16 protein-coding genes are annotated in these 17,206 nt (G+C 74.0%); 7 read left to right on the top strand and 9 right to left on the bottom strand.

Going from position 1 to position 17,206, the window contains the following annotated elements; translation table 11 throughout:
* Positions 1-45: 45 nt before the first annotated feature.
* Genes aroA through larB form a run of 3 tightly spaced genes read right to left on the bottom strand, consistent with a single transcriptional unit; the run spans position 46 to position 3,369 of the window.
* Positions 46-1,287: a 3-phosphoshikimate 1-carboxyvinyltransferase gene (gene aroA / locus ABZV93_RS05840; RefSeq protein ID WP_354930994.1), complete on the bottom strand. Its 1,242-nt coding sequence runs from the start codon at positions 1,285-1,287 to the stop codon at positions 46-48.
* 22 nt (positions 1,288-1,309) lie between these two features.
* Positions 1,310-2,536, bottom strand: a complete 1,227-nt coding sequence (larC, locus tag ABZV93_RS05835; protein ID WP_354930991.1) for a nickel pincer cofactor biosynthesis protein LarC — start codon at positions 2,534-2,536, stop codon at positions 1,310-1,312.
* The gene (gene larB, locus ABZV93_RS05830; RefSeq protein ID WP_354930988.1) at positions 2,533-3,369 is read right to left on the bottom strand and encodes a nickel pincer cofactor biosynthesis protein LarB; all 837 of its coding nucleotides are present in this window, start codon (positions 3,367-3,369) and stop codon (positions 2,533-2,535) included. The genes larC and larB overlap by 4 nt, the downstream gene beginning before the upstream one ends.
* A 137-nt stretch (positions 3,370-3,506) precedes the next feature.
* On the opposite strand from larB, the gene ABZV93_RS05825 reads away from it, so the two are divergent.
* The 5 genes from ABZV93_RS05825 (at position 3,507) to ABZV93_RS05805 (ending at position 10,799) form a co-directional block, all read left to right on the top strand.
* Complete coding sequence (locus tag ABZV93_RS05825) at positions 3,507-4,322, top strand: hypothetical protein (protein WP_354930985.1); 816 nt, start codon at positions 3,507-3,509, stop codon at positions 4,320-4,322.
* Positions 4,323-4,419: 97 nt separating this feature from the next.
* Positions 4,420-4,779 carry a DUF1330 domain-containing protein gene (locus ABZV93_RS05820; RefSeq protein ID WP_354930982.1) on the top strand — a complete coding sequence of 120 codons (360 nt, stop codon included), beginning with the start codon at positions 4,420-4,422 and terminating at the stop codon, positions 4,777-4,779.
* 156 nt (positions 4,780-4,935) lie between these two features.
* Positions 4,936-6,501: a DNA polymerase Y family protein gene (locus tag ABZV93_RS05815; RefSeq protein WP_354930979.1), complete on the top strand. Its 1,566-nt coding sequence runs from the start codon at positions 4,936-4,938 to the stop codon at positions 6,499-6,501.
* 21 nt (positions 6,502-6,522) lie between these two features.
* Positions 6,523-10,074, top strand: coding sequence for an error-prone DNA polymerase (locus ABZV93_RS05810; protein WP_354930976.1), 3,552 nt, complete (start codon positions 6,523-6,525; stop codon positions 10,072-10,074).
* Between the two features lie 38 nt (positions 10,075-10,112).
* A complete protein-coding gene (locus ABZV93_RS05805; RefSeq protein WP_354930973.1) occupies positions 10,113-10,799 on the top strand; it encodes an HAD-IA family hydrolase in 687 nt (228 codons plus the stop codon).
* On the opposite strand, the gene ABZV93_RS05800 is transcribed toward ABZV93_RS05805, so the two are convergent.
* Positions 10,739-11,587 (bottom strand): peptidyl-tRNA hydrolase, encoded by an 849-nt coding sequence (locus ABZV93_RS05800; protein ID WP_354930970.1) that lies wholly within the window; start codon positions 11,585-11,587, stop codon positions 10,739-10,741. The two genes, ABZV93_RS05805 and ABZV93_RS05800, sit on opposite strands and share 61 nt — an antisense overlap.
* A gap of 89 nt (positions 11,588-11,676) precedes the next feature.
* Between ABZV93_RS05800 and ABZV93_RS05795 the strand changes: the two genes are divergently transcribed.
* Positions 11,677-12,417, top strand: a complete 741-nt coding sequence (locus ABZV93_RS05795) for a PIG-L deacetylase family protein (RefSeq protein WP_354930967.1) — start codon at positions 11,677-11,679, stop codon at positions 12,415-12,417.
* 31 nt (positions 12,418-12,448) lie between these two features.
* On the opposite strand, the gene ABZV93_RS05790 is transcribed toward ABZV93_RS05795, so the two are convergent.
* Positions 12,449-12,949, bottom strand: a complete 501-nt coding sequence (locus ABZV93_RS05790) for a hypothetical protein (protein ID WP_354930964.1) — start codon at positions 12,947-12,949, stop codon at positions 12,449-12,451.
* Positions 12,946-13,497, bottom strand: a complete 552-nt coding sequence (locus ABZV93_RS05785; RefSeq protein ID WP_354930961.1) for a hypothetical protein — start codon at positions 13,495-13,497, stop codon at positions 12,946-12,948. The genes ABZV93_RS05790 and ABZV93_RS05785 overlap by 4 nt, the downstream gene beginning before the upstream one ends.
* A 121-nt stretch (positions 13,498-13,618) precedes the next feature.
* On the opposite strand from ABZV93_RS05785, the gene ABZV93_RS05780 reads away from it, so the two are divergent.
* Positions 13,619-14,122, top strand: a complete 504-nt coding sequence (locus ABZV93_RS05780) for an NmrA family NAD(P)-binding protein (RefSeq protein ID WP_354930958.1) — start codon at positions 13,619-13,621, stop codon at positions 14,120-14,122.
* A gap of 3 nt (positions 14,123-14,125) precedes the next feature.
* Here the strand turns inward: ABZV93_RS05780 and mptB are convergent, their stop codons facing one another.
* The 3 genes from mptB to ABZV93_RS05765 all read right to left on the bottom strand — a co-directional run bounded on the left by mptB (position 14,126) and on the right by ABZV93_RS05765 (position 17,067).
* The gene (gene mptB, locus ABZV93_RS05775; RefSeq protein WP_354930955.1) at positions 14,126-15,709 is read right to left on the bottom strand and encodes a polyprenol phosphomannose-dependent alpha 1,6 mannosyltransferase MptB; all 1,584 of its coding nucleotides are present in this window, start codon (positions 15,707-15,709) and stop codon (positions 14,126-14,128) included.
* Entirely contained in the window at positions 15,690-16,535 is an 846-nt protein-coding gene (locus ABZV93_RS05770; protein WP_354930952.1) for a glycosyltransferase, read from the bottom strand. The genes mptB and ABZV93_RS05770 overlap by 20 nt, the downstream gene beginning before the upstream one ends.
* A 97-nt stretch (positions 16,536-16,632) precedes the next feature.
* Complete coding sequence (locus ABZV93_RS05765) at positions 16,633-17,067, bottom strand: ATP-binding protein (RefSeq protein WP_354930949.1); 435 nt, start codon at positions 17,065-17,067, stop codon at positions 16,633-16,635.
* Positions 17,068-17,206 lie beyond the last annotated feature (139 nt).

Here is a 17,206-nt window from a genome sequence, read left to right as displayed (position 1 = left end):
CGACCAAGATTAGGGCGTGCCGGGGACAGCGCCCGGGACTTCACCTCAGCTGCCGGCGTTCCACTTCCGGACCAGCTCGGCGAGCACCTCGTGGAACTCCGGGAACGTCTTCTTCACACACCCCGGGTCGTCCAGCGTCAGGCCCGGCGTCCGCAGGCCGGTGACGCCGAAGCTCATCGCGATCCGGTGGTCGCCGCGGCAGTCGATCTCGGCCGCCCGCGGGGTGCCCGGCCACACCTGGATCCAGTCCCGGCCGGTCTCCACCCGCACGCCGAGCCGGGCCAGGTTGGCCGCGCAGGCGTCCAGCCGGTCGCACTCCTTCACCCGGGTGTTGTAGACGTCCTCGATCCGCACCGGCCCGTCGGCGAACGGCGCGATCGCGGCCAGCGTCGGCATCGTGTCGGAGATGTCGCGCATGTTGACCGTGACGCCGGTCAGCCGCTCCGGTCCGGTGACGGTGACCGAGTCCGCGGTCAGCGTCACGTCCGCGCCCATCCGGCCCAGCACCTCGGCGAACCGCACGTCACCCTGCAGCGCGTCCGCGCCGAGCCCGGGAACGGTCACCGAGCGGCCGGTCAGCGCGGCCGCGGCGAGGAAGTAGCTCGCCGTCGACGCGTCCGGCTCCACGGCGTACTCGGTGGCTCGGTAGCGGCCCGGCGGCACCGTGAACGTGTTGCCGGCCCGCGTCGCCTCCACCCCGAACCGCCGCATCATCGCCAGCGTCATCTCGACGTACGGCACCGACACCAGGTCGGTCACGGTGACCTCGAGGCCCTCGGTCATCAGCGGCGCGGCCAGCAGCAGTCCGGTGAGGAACTGCGACGACAGCCCGGCGTCGAGGGTGAGCGCGCCGCCCTTCAGCCCGGCGCCGCGGACGGTGACCGGAAGGTGCCCCTCACGCTCCTCGGCACGTACGTCGACTCCGAGCCCGGCAAGCGCGCCGACCAGGGGGCCGAGCGGGCGGCGGCGCAACTGCTCCGAACCGTCGAAGGCGAACTCGCCGTGCCCGAGGGTGCCCAGCGTGGGCAGGAACCTCGCGGCCGTCCCGGCGTCCCGGCAGAACACCTCCGCACCGCGGGCGGGCGGGCCGGTCGCACTGCCCCGCACCGTGCACCGGTCCGGGCGTACGTCGACGTCGTAACCCAGCGCGGCCAGGCCGGCGGCGAACGCCTCGGTGTCGTCCGACCACAGCGGCCGGTGCAGCACCGACGTGCCGTCGGCGCAGGCCGCGAGGAACAACGCACGGGCGGTGAGCGACTTCGACCCCGGGATCGCGACGTCCGTCACGCGTACTCCTTGGCTGGTGCGGTCACAGGTGTTCCTGCGCGGCGGCGGCGGCCTGCGCCAGCACCGTCTTGACGGGGCGGCCGGTGAGTTCGGCCAGCGCGAGCACGTCGTCGTACTCCGGCTGGGCGTTGACCACCTGCCCGGCGTACGTCGCGACCTTCAGGCGCACCGTGCCGCCGGGGAGTTCGAGGATACGGAACTCCCGCTCCAGTGGGCGTTTGCGCACGGTGTGGCTGCGTACGCCGATCGCGGAGGTCTGGGTGAAGACCACCTCGCACACCGCGTCGTACCGGTCGGGGTCGACCAGCACCGCGAGGGTGTGCGCCGGGCGGCCCTTCTTCATCAGGATCGGGGTCAGCCAGGCGTCCGCAGCCCCGGCCTCCAGCAGCTGGGTCAGCACCGCCGGCCACACCCGCGGGTCCAGGTCGTCGACGTTGGACTCCACAACGAGCTGGGTCGACTCACCCGGGGAGGCCGCCGCGCCGGCGGATCCCGCCGTCCACACCTCCGGGGCGGGCTCGCCGACCAGGAGGCGGACGGCGTTCGCGCGGCCGGGCGTCTCGCGGGTGCCGGCGCCGAAGCCCTGCGCGGCCACCCGCATCGGCGGCTGTGGGCCGTACGCCGTGGCGTGCGCGACCAGCAGTGCCGCGCCGGTCGGAGTGCACAGCTCACCGACGGGAGTTCCGTCGATCTCCCCGGCGTACGACGGCGCGCCGGCGGCGGCCAGCAACTCCACCACCGCGGGCACCGGCACCGGCAGCCGGCCGTGCGCGGCCCGGACGAACCCCGACCCGACCGCGACCGGCGACACGACCAGCCGGTCCAGGCCGAGGTGGGCCAGCCCCGCGCACACCCCCACGACGTCGGCGATCGCGTCCAGCGCGCCCACCTCGTGGAAGTGGATGGACTCCGGCGTCGTGTCGTGCACCCGCGCCTCGGCGTGCGCCAGCGCCTCGAACGTCGCGTGCGCGGACCGGCTCACCTGCTCGGGCAGGCCGGCGGCGTCCAGCAGCGAACGCACGTCGGCCCAGGTCCGGTGGTGGGTGGAGTCGGTGCCCTCGACGTGCACCAGGGTCGCGGCCAGGCCGTTGCGGACGACGCTCTCCGGGCGGAGCCGGATCTTCTCCGGCGCCACGGCGTCGACGGCGTGGGTGAGGACGTCGAGGGGTACGCCGGCAGCGACCAGCGCGCCGAGCAGCATGTCGCCGCTGGCGCCGGACGCGCAGTCCAGCCAGCCGATTCGGCTCACCGGGCGGCTCCGTTCGATACCTCGCCGTTGGGTGCGGCTCCGTTCGGTGCCTCGCCGTTGGGAGCAGCCGAGGACGCGCGGCCGGCGTGCGCCCGCCGGGCCACCCGGGCCGCGAACACGCCCGCGCCGAAGCCGTTGTCGATGTTGCAGACGACGACGCCGGGCGCGCAGGAGTTGAGCATTCCGAGCAGTGCCGCGAGGCCGCCGAACGACGCGCCGTACCCCACGCTCGTCGGGACCGCCACCAGCGGCACCCCGGTCAGCCCGCCGACGACGGACGGCAGCGCGCCCTCCATCCCGGCGACGACGATGAGGCAGTCGGCATCGTCGAACTCCTCCTTCGCGGCGAGCAGTCGGTGCACTCCCGCGACACCGACGTCAGTGATGGTGCGAACTCCCGCGCCGTAGGCCTCGACCGTGTGCACGGCCTCGCGGGCCACCCGCGCGTCGGAGGTGCCGGCGGCGAGTACGCACACCAGACCCACCGGGGTGGGCGGCGGGCCGAGCGTCGCCGTGCCGGCCACCTCGTCCAGCCGGGCCTCCGGGAACGCGGCGCGCACCCGGTCCAGCGCCGTGGCGTCGAGCCGGGTGGCGAGCGCGGCCCGGTCGGGGTGCGCGGTGTGCAGGTGGCGCAGCAGGTCGACCACCTGGTCGGGGGTCTTGCCGGCGCCGTAGACGACCTCCGGGTCGCCGGTACGGGTGAGCCGGTCGGTGTCCAGCCGGGCGTATCCGAGATCGACGAACCCGGGGTCGGGCTCGGTGAGCCGGGTGGCCTCGGTGGCGTGATCGGGCCGGGGGGTTCGGCCGGCGTCGTCGGGGGCGGGCGAAGTCATGGAACCGACCCTAAGTCCGGGCATGGCGGACCCTGCCGGGAGCCTGCCGTCCACACCCTGCCGGGGCCGGCGGAACCTCCCCGCCCCTCCCCTGCGGCGAGGTTGACATCCTCGAACACGCGTTCGATGATGCTTGGGTGGTCGGGACTTCACAGGCATCCGCGCTGGACACCAGCCGGGCGCCGCGGCGGTCCGCGGCCGACCGGGCAGCGGTGCTCGCCGAGCTTCGGGCCGAGCTCGCCGCCCGGCCGACGACCGCGGGGGTGGCCGGGCGCGCGGTGCCCACCGTGCCCGCCCTGCCGGCGTTCGCCGGACTGCTGCCCGACGGCGGGCTGCGGCGTGGCGCGAGCTACACCGTGGCGGGGTCGACCACGCTCACCCTGGCCCTGATCGCCGGCGCCTCCAGGGCGGGGTCGTGGTGTGGCCTGGTCGGGTTCTCCACCCTCGGCGCCGAGGCGGCCACCGGACTGGGCGTCGACCTGGGCCGTCTCGTCCTCGTCCCCACCCCCGGGCGGAAGTGGCTGGGCGTGGTGGCGGCACTGGTCGACGTCCTCGACGTGGTGGTCGTCCGCCCGCCCACCTCGGCCCCCGACGGCGAGACGCGCCGGCTGGCCGCCCGGGTGCGCGAGCGCGGCGCCGTGCTCGTCGTCCAGGACGCGGACTGGTCGGGAAGCGAGCTGGGGCTGTCGATCACCTCGAGCACCTGGCACGGTCTCGGCGACGGCCACGGGCACCTGTCGGCACGCGAGGTCACCATCCAGGCGACCGGACGCGGAACGGCCGGCCGGCGCCGCACCTCCCGGCTGTGGTTGCCCGACCACGCCGGTGCCGTGGCGGTGGCGACCGAGCCCGCCACCGCCATGGCCGACCAGTCGACCGGGCAGTCTGGCGACCGGCCGGACGATCAGCCCGCCGAGGTGATCTCCCTCGCCGGCCGCCGGTTGTCGGCATGACGTCGCGGCGACCGCGAAACTCGCGGGCGCCCGGTCGGCGGGCGCTGGCATGATCGCGGGTGACTCGACAGCCACACCGGCAGCCACGGGAGGACTCATGCCGACGTACGCCATCGCCAACCTGCAGGTCGCGGGATACCACCCGGACATCGCGGAGTACATCGAGCGGATCCAGGGCACTCTCGACCCGTTCAACGGCCGCTTCCTGGTGCACGCCACCCAGCACGAGGTGATCGAGGGCTCGTGGCAGGGCGGCGTGGTCATGATCGAGTTTCCGAGCCTCGCGGACGCGCACGAGTGGTACGACTCCCCGGCCTACCAGGAGATCCTCCACCTGCGCACCGACCACATCCCCGGTGACGTGATCTTCGTCGAGGGCGTGTCGGAGGGCTACGACCCGGCGAAGACCGCGGCCGCGATGCGCGCGGCGAACGAGGGCGGGGCCGGGCAGGAGTAGGGGCCTCACTCCCCCTCGAAACCCTCGGAATCAAGCCAGTCGAACCCGCTCGATCCGGTTGACACGGATCGAACATGTGTTCGAGGATAGGGCCATGGTTCCGGTCCGGTCGGGCGCACCGCGCGGTCTCCCCCGCCGCCTGGGGGTGGGGGCGGGATGAGTGCCGTACGCACCCTGGTGGTGTGGTGCCCCGACTGGCCGGTGACCGCGGCCGGGCGCGACGCCGGGTGTCCACCCGACGCCGCGCTGGCCGTGCTCGACCGGGGCCGGGTCCTCGCGTGCTCCCAGGCCGCTCGCCACCAGGGCGTACGCCGGGGCCTGCGGATCCGCGAGGCCCAGTCCCGGTGCCCCGGGCTGACCGTCCTGGCCTACGACCCGGCGGTGGACGCCCGGGCGTTCGAGCCGGTGGTGGTCGCGGTCGAGGCGCTCGCTCCCGGCGTGGAGATCATCCGTCCGGGCATGTGCGCGCTCGCCGCCCGCGGGCCGAGCCGCTACTTCGGCGGCGAGCAGGCGTTCGCCCAGGCGTTGCGCGAGCACCTGGGGCAGGCCGGTTTCCAGTGCGTGATCGGCATCGCCGACGGGCCGTTCGCGGCCGAGCAGGCCGCCCGGCTCGCCGAGCGGGCCGGCGAGCCCGAGCTGGCGTTCCCGCCGGGTGAGTCCGCCCGCTGTCTCGCGTCCCTGCCGATCGACACCCTCGACCGCCCCGACCTGGTGGATCTGCTGCGCCGGCTGGGCATCCGCACGCTCGGCGAGTTCGCCGCGCTGCCGGCCCGGAGCGTGCTCGGGCGGTTCGGCTCCGACGGCGTGGCCGCGCACCGACTGGCCGGTGGCCGCGACTCGCGCAACCTCGCCACCCGCAGGCCGCCGCCCGAGCTGGCCACCGAGGTGGCGTTCGAGCCGCCCGTCGACCGGGTCGACCACGTGGCGTTCGCGATCCGCGGCGCCGCCGACCAGCTGGTCGCGGGCCTCGCCGAACGCGACCTGGTGTGCACCTGCCTGCGGGTGGAGACCGAGAGCGAACGCGACGAGCCCGCCGGCCGGCAGTGGCGGCACCCCCGCTGGTTCAGCGCGGCCGACGTGGTCGACCGGGTCCGCTGGCAGCTCCAGGGCACCCGCACCGACTCCGGCGGGCCCGCCCAGGAGCTGACCTCCGGGGTGGTCCGGATCCGGCTGGTGCCCGACGAGGTGGCCGCCACCGGCGCCTACCAGGACGGCCTGTGGGGCGACCAGGCACCCGACGAACGCATCCACCGGACCTTCACCCGGGTGCAGAGCATGCTCGGCCACGACGCGGTGGTGACGGCCGTCCTGTCCGGAGGGCGAGCGGCCGCCGAACGCGTGACCTGGGTGGCGTGGGGCGACGAGCCCACGCCCGCCCGACCCACAGTGCCGCCGTGGACGGGGCACTTACCGCCTCCGGCCCCGTCCACGGTGTTCCCCTCCCCCGAGCCGGTCGACGTTCTCGACCCCGCCGGCCGGGCCGTCGCGGTCGGCGAGCGGGGCGAGATGTCCGGCGACTGCCAGACGCTCGCGCGGCCCGGCGGTCAGGTGGCCGCGCAGCCCATCGTCGGCTGGGCCGGGCCCTGGCCGGTCGACGAGCGCTGGTGGGATCCGGACGCCGCCCGCCGCTACGCCCGCTTCCAGGTGGCGTGCGCCGACGGGAGTGCGTTCGTCCTGCTGCACGAGGCCGGGCGGTGGTGGATCGAGGCCAGCTATGACTGAGCTGAGCGGCTGGTGTCCCTGATGGGATGGAAGAACCCCCGGATGCCCTGGTCGGAGCTGGAACGCAAGCTGTCCGGCCGCCGGCCCGGCGGCCCACCGGCCGAGGTGGACGGCGGCGACAGCCCGGCCTGGACCTCCGTCCGTCCGCCCTACGACCCACCTCCGGACGAGCGCCCGAAGCGTCCCGACGGCCCGGTCGTCCCGTACGCCGAGTTGCACTGCCACTCCAACTTCAGCTTCCTCGACGGCGCCAGCCACCCGGAGGAACTGGTCGAGGAGGCCGTGCGGCTCGGCCTGCAGGCGCTCGCGCTCACCGACCACGACGGCCTGTACGGCGCGGTCCGGATGGCCGAGGCCGCGGAGGCGGCCGACTACCGCCTGGGGACGATCTTCGGGGCGGAGCTGTCCTTCGACCTCACCGAGCCGCAGAACGGCGCCGCCGACCCCGAGGGCAGCCACCTCCTCGTCCTCGCCCGCGGTGAGGAGGGCTACCACCGGCTGGCCGGTGCGCTCACCGAGGCGCAGCTTCGCGGCGGGGAGAAGGGCCGGCCGGTCTACGACCTGGACGACCTCGCCGCCCGCGCCGGCGACCACTGGCTGGTCCTCACCGGCTGCCGCAAGGGGACCGTGCGGCAGGCCCTCGACCGCGGTGGCACGTCCGAGGCGGGCCGCGAGCTCGACCGGCTGGCCGGGCTGTTCGGCCGCGACCAGGTGGCGGTCGAGCTGATCGACCACGGCTACCCCCTCGACTCCGACCGCAACGACGCGTTGACAGAGCTCGCCCGGTCCCGCCGGCTTCCGGTGGTCGCCACCAACAACGTCCACTTCGCCACGCCCGAACGCCGGCCGCTGGCCACCGCGCTGGCCGCCGTACGCTCCCGCCGCAGCCTGGACGAGATCGACGGCTGGCTGCCCGCTGCGGGCACCGCCCACCTGCGAAGCGGCGCGGAGATGGCCGCGCGGTTCGCGCGCTATCCCGGCGCCGTCGCCCGCACCGTGGAGTACGCCCAGGCGCTGTCGTTCCCGCTGCGCCGGGCCAGGCCGCGGCTGCCCCGGCAGGACGTCCCGGCGGGCCACACGCCGATGAGCTGGCTGCGCGAGCTGGTCCGCCAGGGCGCCGAACGCGCCTACGGCACCTTCACCGGACGGTTCGCCGAGGAGACGCGCCGCCGGCTGGAGAAGGAGCTGCGGGTCATCGAGGAGAAGGACTTCCCCGGCTACTTCCTGATCGTGCACGACATCGTGGAGTTCGCCCGGAGCAGGCGAATCCTCTGCCAGGGAAGGGGATCCGCGGCCAACTCCGCGGTCTGCTACGTCCTCGGCATCACCTCGGTCGACGCCATCTTCTACGACCTGCCGTTCGAGCGCTTCCTGTCCGCGACCCGGGAGGAGGAGCCCGACATCGACGTCGACTTCGACTCCGACCGGCGCGAGGAGGTCATCCAGTACGTCTACGAGAAGTACGGCCGGTACAACGCCGCCCAGGTCGCCAACGTCATCACCTACCGGCCCAAGATGGCGATCCGCGACATGGCGAAGGCCCTCGGGCACAGCACCGGGCAACAGGACGCCTGGTCCAAGCAGGTCGACTCGTGGGGCACCACCGCCACGGTGGACAGCGACATCCCCACACCGGTGGTGTCGATGGCCGAACAACTGCTGAAGTTCCCGCGCCACCTCGGCATCCACTCCGGCGGCATGGTGCTCACCGACCGGCCGGTGGGCGAGGTCTGCCCGATCGAGCACGGCCGGATGGACGGGCGCACGGTGCTGCAGTGGGACAAGGACGACTGCGCGTGGATGGGCCTGGTGAAGTTCGACCTGCTCGGGCTCGGCATGCTCGCCGTCCTGCACTACACGATGGAGGGCGTCCGCGAGCACCTCGGCGAGGACTGGACGCTGGCCACGATTCCCAAGGAGGAGCCGGGTGTCTACGACATGCTCTGCCGGGCCGACTCGGTCGGGGTGTTCCAGGTGGAGAGCCGGGCGCAGATGGCGACCCTGCCCAGGCTGCGGCCGCGCCGCTTCTACGACCTGGTCATCGAGATCGCCCTGATCCGCCCGGGCCCGATCCAGGGCGGAGCCGTCCACCCGTACATCCGCCGCAAGCTCGGGCAGGAGCCGCCGACACCGCCCCATCCCACGCTCGCCCCCGCACTCGAGCGCACCCTCGGGGTGCCGCTGTTCCAGGAACAGCTGATGCAGATCGCGATGGAGGTCGGCGGGTGCACCGGCGACGACGCCGACCTGCTGCGCCGGGCGATGGGCTCCAAGCGCGGGCTGGAGAAGATCTCCTCGCTACGCCAGAAGCTGTACGCCGGGATGGCCGCGCGCGGGATCACCGGCGACACCGCCGACATGATCTACGAGAAGATCGAGGCGTTCGCCAACTTCGGGTTCGCCGAGAGCCACTCGATCAGCTTCGCGCTGCTGGTCTACGCGTCCTCGTGGTTCAAGCTGCACTACCCCGCGATGTTCCTGGCCGCGTTGCTGCGCGCCCAGCCGATGGGGTTCTACTCCCCGCAGAGCCTGGTGGCCGACGCCCGCCGGCACGGTGTCGAGGTGCGCGGTGCCGACCTCCACCTGTCCGGGGTGCACGCCGACCTCGAGCTTCTCGACCTGCCGGACCCGGGCTCTCCGGCCGAGTCACCCGGCGCGGGGCCGACCGGGGACCCGGCGTGCGTGGAGACCTTTCACCCGCCGGTCGGGGAGTTCGACCCGGACGCTCCCGCAGACGACGCCCGGCACCGGCGCGACGGGAGACACGCCGTACGCCTCGGGCTGGCCGGCATCCGCTCGATCGGCGCCGACCTCGCCGGGCGGATCGTCGCCGAACGCACCGCGCACGGGCCGTTCGCCGACCAGGCCGACCTGGTGCGCCGGGTCGGGCTTACCTCGGTGCAGATGGAGGCGCTGGCGACGGCGGGCGCGTTCGGGTGTTTCCGGATGTCCCGGCGGGAGGCGTTGTGGGTGGCCGGCAGTGCCGCCCAGGAACGCCCCGACCAGTTGCCGTCCAGTGGCACGTACGCCAGGAAGGGGAGCGGGGCGGCCGGAAAACCCAAGCAGGGCAGGGTTTCCACGCCCGCGCGCGGCGGCGTTCCCGAGCCTGCCAAGCCGGTACGCGAGGAGCGGCACGAGCAGGTGCCGCTGCTGCCCGAGCTCAATCCCGCCGAACGCGTGATGGCCGACCTGTGGGCCACCGGCATCTCCCCCGACGACTACCCCACCCGGCACGTCCGCGACAAGCTCGACGAGCTCGGCGTGATCCCGGCCGCCCGGCTGCGCACCACCGAACACGGCCGCCGCGTGCTGATCGGTGGCGTCGTCATCCACCGCCAGCGACCGGCGACCGCGGGCGGGGTCACGTTCCTCAACCTCGAGGACGAGACCGGCATGGTCAACGTCATCTGCCCACAGGCGGTGTGGAACCGCCACCGCCGGGTCGCCCGCGACTCCCCCGCCCTGCTGATCCGCGGCCGGCTCGAACGCGTGGAGGGCGTGACCAACGTGGTGGCCGAGAAGTTCAGCCGGCTGCCGCTCACCATCGCCACCATGTCCCGCGACTTCCGCTGACGTCCCGCGACTTCAGGTGACATGGGATCATCGCCACCGTGCACTCGTTGACCTTCGACGCGCTCCTGTGCGACCTGGACGGCGTACTCCGGATCTGGGACTCCGAACTGGCCGACGCCGAGGCAGCCGGCGGTCTGCCCGCCGGCTCGCTGGCGGCGGCCGCGTTCGCACCCGACCGGCTGCTCCCCGCGATCACCGGTCAGGTCGGCGACGAGCAGTGGCGGGCAGGAGTGGTCGACGACCTCGCCGAACGCCACGGGTCACGCGCCCCCGCCCAGGCGGCGGTCGACGGGTGGTCCGCGCACGTCGGGCGGGTCGACACCGAGGTGCTGGACCTGCTCGTGGCGGCGCGTACGCACGTTCCGGTCGTCGTGGTGTCCAACGCGACGACCCGGCTGGAACGCGACCTCGACGCGCTGGGGCTCACCTCGCACCTGGACGCGGTGGTCAACACCTCCCGGATCGGGGTGGTGAAACCCGATCCGCGGGTGTTCCGGTACGCCGCCGCGGTCGTCGGGGTGGACCTCTCCCGGTGCCTGTTCGTCGACGACCAGGCCGGCAACGTCGAGGCGGCGCAGGCCCTCGGCATGCAGGGCCTCACCTACACCGGCCCCGACAGCCTGCGTGCCACCCTCGGCCTCGCGGCGCAAGCCCGTGAGCGGGGTCAGGCGGGCCAGGTGAACGTGGCCGCACAGGTGCAGGTGCCCGGCTCGACCTCGGTGTAGCCGGCGTCGCGGACCGTCGCGGCGGCCACCTCGCCGCCGACGATCCGGCGCCAGCCCTCCGGGGTCGCCGGCACGACCCGCAGCGGGAAGTTCGCGAACGCCCACGCGGTGACGGTCGGCTCGTCGAGTTCCAGGAGCGCGAGGTGGGCGGCGTGGCCGACCTGGGCGCAGGCCTTGCCGGTCGACATCCGTACGCCCGGCGCGAGCACGATCGACAGCACCGGTCCGGGGCCATCGACCCGCTCGGCGGCACCCACCGGCTCGGCGGGCGTCAGGTCCAGCCCCTCCACCTGCAGCTTCGACACCTCTACCGGCGGCCGCGCGACGGGGTGCGGGGTCAGCGCGCGCACCTCCGCCCCGCCGGAGCGGGCGGTGATCCCCGGCAGCCGGTCCACCTCGGTCCACCGGATCCCCCGCGCCCGGCGTACGACCTTGCGGATCCGGCCGTCCATCCAGCGTTCGAGGTCGGCGTGCCACGGCCCGCCCGGCGCGCTGTCGCGGTCGGCCAGCAGGCGCACGACCGCCAGCGCGGACGCCGCCAGCGCGTCGTCGTGGGTCGGCAGGCTCTTCTTCTCCACCCGGACCACCAGCGGCAACGCCCACGGCTCGTCGTCGTCGCGCTCCGCCTGCCCGATCCACGCGAGGTTGCGCCAGTGTTCGCGCCACCAGCGCACCGCTGCCATCGGGTCGGACGCCTCGTCAACCTCGACTTGCGCAGGCAGGCCGGGCTGCCCGGACTGGTCATCAGGTAGGTCTGCGGGGTCGCCGGGCCGGACGGGTTCGGTCACCGGGCCAGTATCCGTGCGCACACCGCAGGCGCGGACGGGCGGGTACGTTGGGACGCCGACCTGAACGCGCCGCCGACAAGGAGGTCCCGATGAGCGAGCAGCCGGACTTCGCGCCCATGCCCACCGACTGGCAACGCTGCCTGGCGATCGTCGCGCATCCCGACGACCTGGAGTACGGCGCGGCCGGCGCGATCGCCAGCTGGACCGCGGCCGGTCACGAGGTGATCTACCTGCTGGTGACCCGGGGCGAGGCGGGCATCGACAACCTGTCGCCGGCGGAGGCCGAGAAGGTCCGCGAACGCGAGCAACGCGCCAGCGCCGAGGTCGTCGGGGTCGACCAGGTGGAGTACCTGGACCACGCCGACGGCGTCATCGAGGAGGGCCCTCGCCTGCGCCGCGACCTCGCCCGGGCGATCCGCCGGCACCGGCCAGAACTCCTGGTCACGCTGAACCACCACGACAGCTGGGGAATGCCGGGCAGCTGGAACACCCCCGACCACCGCGCGGTCGGCCGGGCCGTACTCGACGCCGCGGGCGATGCGGGCAACCGGTGGATCTTCCCCGAGCTGGTCGACGAGGGTCACGAACCCTGGAACGGGGTCCGCTACGTCGCGGTGGCGTCCTCCCCGTACGCCTCGCACGCCGTCGACGTCAGCGGCACCTTCGACCGGGCGGTGGCCTCGCTCGCCGAGCACCGGGCGTACATCCAGGCGCTGGACGACCGCGATCCGGTCGACTACGCCCGCGAGCACCTCACCACCTACACGCAGGGCGCGGCGGAGCGGTTCGGCGGCCGGCCGGCGGTGTCGTTCGAGCTGTTCACCCGCTGACGATCACCCGCTGAAGATCAGCCGCCGAAGATCAACCGCTGACCTCGCGGCGTACGGCGGACACGGCCGCGCTCACCCGGGCCGCGCGCGTCGGCCCGGGGCCCGCCTCGGTGACATACCCCACCAGGTGCCGAAGATGCGCCTCGCCCACCTCGTCGGTGTCGATGCCCGCGCCGGCTAGGGCGGCGGCCAGGTCGGCCGGAACGTCCACGTGGCGCCGGCCTTCCGGCAGGACGAGCGTGCCCTCCCAGGACTCCGGCAACGAGTCCGCGGCGCTCGTACTCAACGGGCAGACCAGTGTCACGTCGTCCAGCGTGAGGACCCGTACCCTCACTGCCCGGCACGTCACGCGCGCCGCACCCGACGACGTTTCCGGAGGCTCCGGCTCGGTGAGCAACAGCGTGACCGGGCGGAAGCTGTCGTGACCGGTCAGCCGGCGGTCCAGCACGTACGCCACCGCTCCCGCGTGGTCGTGCCGGCGGCCGCGCACCGCGATCCGGGTGGTCCCGTCCGTCCGGGAAGGCCCGCTCATCGGCACGGTCCGGTCAGCGGCCGGCCCGCGTACGTCGAGTAGCACAGCGGCCGGTAGCACCGCCATCGCTCAGGAACGAGCCCGCGCGGCGCGGCGGCGCGTTCGATGTCCCGCCGAATGTCGAGGTAGTACGCCAGCTCACCGGCGTCCTCGGCGCGCAGCAGATCCACCAGTGTGTGCGACTGGTACACCTGCACGGACGAGAACACCGTGCAGTGCGGAAGCAGCGTGCGCAGGAAGCCGCGCATCAGCGGGTACGGGTCCAGGCCCACGACGTAGGTGAACGACGTCTGCAGACCGGCCGCCCGCACCCGGGCCGGCAGGCCGGGCATCTCCTCCGGTGTCAAGCTCGCCTTGCTTGCCTTCAGGAGTACGTCCCGGCGCGACGCGCACTCGGCGGTGTACAGCAGGAACGGACCGATCTCGGCGAACGCCTCCGAGCTGCGCAGGTATCCCGGCACCGCGTCGTCCACGGCGCGGCGTTCGACCCGGGCGAGCGCGAGATCGTGCCACCTCGCCAGGGGCGGCGTGTCGACGAGTGCCGTCATGGCAGACCCACTTCCACCGATGCGCCGTGGCCGAACGCCGGTGGCGATTCGTGCGACAATCTCCCGCGTCTTCCCGCCTGCGGTTTCGCCCGCAGATCCCTGTCCGCGTGAGGAGTTCGCCGTGCCCGGCAGCCGCAGCGTCCTGGTCCTCGGAGCGACCGGCAACCAGGGCGGGGCCACCGCGCGGGCCCTGCTCGAGCGCGACCGGCCGGTGCGGGCGTACGTCCGCGACCCCGCCAAGCCGGCGGCCCGCGCACTCGCCGACCTGGGTGCCGAGCTGGCGACCGGTGACCTCGACGACACCGGCGCGCTGCGGGCAGCGATGACCGGCGTGCACGGGGTGTTCAGCGTGCAGCCGCTGGCGGTCAGTGCCGAAGAGCTCGCCGCCGAAGTACGCCAGGGCACGGCGGTCGCCGACCTGGCCTCGCAGACCGGGGTCGCGCACCTGGTCTACAGCTCGGTCGGCGGCGCCGAACGCCACACCGGCGTCGACCACTTCGAGACCAAGGCCGAGGTCGAACGCCACATCGCCCGGCTGGGCCTGCCGGCGACGGTGCTTCGGCCGCCGAGTCCGGCTACCAGGCCGACATCGCGGCACTCCGCGCACGGCACCCGGACATGCTGACGTTCAGGGAGTTCCTGACCCGTCACCTGCCGCGGTAGGAAGGCGCTCGGGCCGCATCCGTACGTCGTCGTCGATCGGCGCCCGGTCGCGACGGGACAGGCACCACCGAACCAGCCACACCAGGATCGCGATCTGCACCAGCGGCGTCACCGTGTCGCGGATCCGGTCGGTCACGAAGCCGACCAGGGACGGCAGGTCGACCACCCGGCCCGGCACGTACGCCGCGGCCATCATGGCGGTGCGGGCGAGCACCATCGAGTCCAGCCGGCCGGCGACCAGTCCGGCCAGCGGCGCCCAGGCGAGTAGGTCGTACCACGGCAGGCTGTACTGCGTGGTGAACACCCAGGCCAGGCAGAGTACGGCCGCCACCCGGACCGCCTCCGGTGTCGGATCGGCCGGCGCGTCGCCCGACGACGTCGCGGCCGCCACCGGCTCGCGCACCGCGGCCGGCACCGCCCGCCACAGCAACGCCGCCAGCAGCACCGTCGTCACCGCCGAGGCGATGGCGATGACCGCACGGGCCGCGGGCATCGGCAGCACGAACAGGTACAGCGGCCCGAACAGCAACCGCCACGGCGTGCCCGACGACACGAAGCTCGGTGCCGCCAGCACCCGGTCGAACACGTGCGGCCCGGCGAAGACGTACGTCCCGGCGAGCGTGAGCAGCGACCCGGCGCACAGTGCCGCCGCCGACCGCGGCGACCGGCGCAGCGCCCACAGCAGTGCCAGGCCGTAGAGCCCGACGGTGAGCTTCACCGCGCCGCCGAGGCCGACCAGCAGCCCCGCCGCGAACGGTGACCGGCGGACCACCACCAGCGCGGCCACCGCGAACACCACCGCCTCGGCGTCGTTGTGCGCGCCCGCGACGACCAGCCAGGCCAGGACGGGATTGGCGAGGACGCACAGCACGGCCCGGGCGCGCGCCCGCGGCGCCCGCCCGGCCAGCCGTACCGCGAGCAGACCGACGGCGACGAACGCCAGCGAGTTCGTGACCTGCAGGCCGAGGACCGTGGCGTGGGTGGAGCCGCTGCCCAGCCAGGCCGCCGCCTGCTGCAGCCAGGTGCCCACCGGGCCGTAGACGGAGGTCGCGGTCTGCCAGGGCCGTTCGGTGGCCGCGGCCACCGGGTCGGAGGTGTGCAGCACGAACTCCGCCGGCGCGGTGAGGTACGGGTCCCCGCCGCGCGCCGCGATCCGGCCGTACGCGGCGTACATCAGGACGTCCCCGGAGGCCATCGGCGGCACCAGTGTCAGCGCGGTCACCCCGGCGGCACCGAGCGCCGCCAGCCGCCGTGGGATCGGCGTCCATCCGGCGGACAGGGCACGCAACCCGGCGTACAGGCTCAGAGCGCCGACGACCAAGCCGGTCAGCGCGAGCGTGACCACCAGCCAGGCCGGTGGATGCGTGTCCCACCAGTACGGCGGTCGCCACGCCGCCCGCTGCGGGAGGGTGAGCGCGACGACGGACGGTCCGAGCAGTCCGGTGACGGTGAACAGCGCCAGGCTGGCTCCCAGGCCGAGCACCGCCAATCCGCCTGCCCGGCGGGCCGGGTCGGCCGGGCCGGCGCCGTCAGTTCGTACGTCGGTCACGACGGGGAGAGCCGGCGTCGACGTCCGGCTGGGCCGGTGCGTCCGGGCGGCGGAGGGGAGCAGTCCCGAACGCCGGAAGGGTGGGAACGGCCGGAAGGGGTACGACACCCCGCCGGGCCAGCGCCTCCGCGACGTGCAGCCACTGCCGGCCACGGTGGAGCTGTCCCCGCAGGTCTGCGCCGGTCACCCGGTGCTGGAAGTCGACTGGGACCTCCGCGACCCGGAAACCCCTGCGCAGCAGGTCGATCGTCATCCCCACCTCGACCCCGAAGCCGCGGGCGAGCGGGCTGGCGGCGTCCAGCGCGGGCCGGCTCAGACACCGCTGCCCGCACAACGGCTGCGTGGCCTGCCAACCGGTGGCCCGGGCGATGCCGGCCCGCGCGAGCCGGACGACGAAGCCGCGCCCGCCACCGGGCCCGCCGTGCTGCGGCGGCATCACCGCGATGGTGACGTCCGCGGTGCCGTCCAGCACCGGGCGAACCAGCGGCTCCGCCCGGTCCGCGCTCTCGGCGAGGTCCGCGTCCAGGAACAGCAGGTGCCGCGGCTGGGGAGGGTTCTCCCGCGCCTCGATCGCCGACACCGCCTGCGCACCGGTCGCCAGCGCGGCTGCCTTGCCACGTGGACGGTGGTGACCGACGACGACCGCGCCGGCCTCCTGCGCGTGCACCGCGGTGGCGTCCCGGGAGCCGTCGTCGACCACGACCACCAGGTCGACGGCGGATACCTTCCCGGCGGCGCGCACGGTCGCGGCCACCCGCGCGGCCTCGTCACGCGCGGGGATGACGACCGCCACCCGGCCTGCCGGCGAGGACGTAGCACCAGACACGGCACGAGCCTAGGCCATGGTGGGAGGTGAAACGCCTGTGTCGGGCCGGGCTGGTGTCCGGCGTCCGTGCGTCGTCGACTCGGGCGGGTGCCGGGCCTCAGCTCTGGTCGGTGCCGGGCGTCATGTCGAGCACGGCGTACACGGTGGTGGTGCGGTTGCCGCGGCGTACGCCCCACCGGGCGGAGAGGTCGTCGACGATCGCCAGCCCGCGGCCGCCCAGCGCGGACGCCGGCAGCTCCAACGGGCGTGGCTCGGTCGGCCCACCGCCGTCGGTGACGCTCACCTCCAGCTTGTGGGGACGCCACCTCCACGTCACCCGCAACGCGCCGGTGGCGAGAGGTCGAGCGTGCCGGAGGGCGTTGCCGACGAGTTCGCTGAGAACGAGGACCGCGTCGTGCACGTCGTCGGACGCGATGCCGGCGGCACGGAGGTCGGCCGCCAGCCGTCGCCGTGCCGTCCTGGCGCTGGCGACCTCGAACGGCAGCACCAAGGCAGTGGAGGTCGTCGAACTCTCGACGGAAACCACAGTCACGCCTTCTCCTTAGACCTCCGCTCGCCACACCCTTGTGCCGTGCATGCCCGCTTGGGCATGACGCTTTGCTTCCCGCACCGACAGGGGCGGAAACCCTCGCACGCCAGGGCAAAGCAGCTGTCCGGCGAGCGCACGCGGG

Source organism: Actinopolymorpha sp. NPDC004070, assembly GCF_040610475.1.
GTDB lineage: Bacteria > Actinomycetota > Actinomycetes > Propionibacteriales > Actinopolymorphaceae > Actinopolymorpha.
This window is presented reverse-complemented; position numbering and strand designations above follow the sequence as displayed.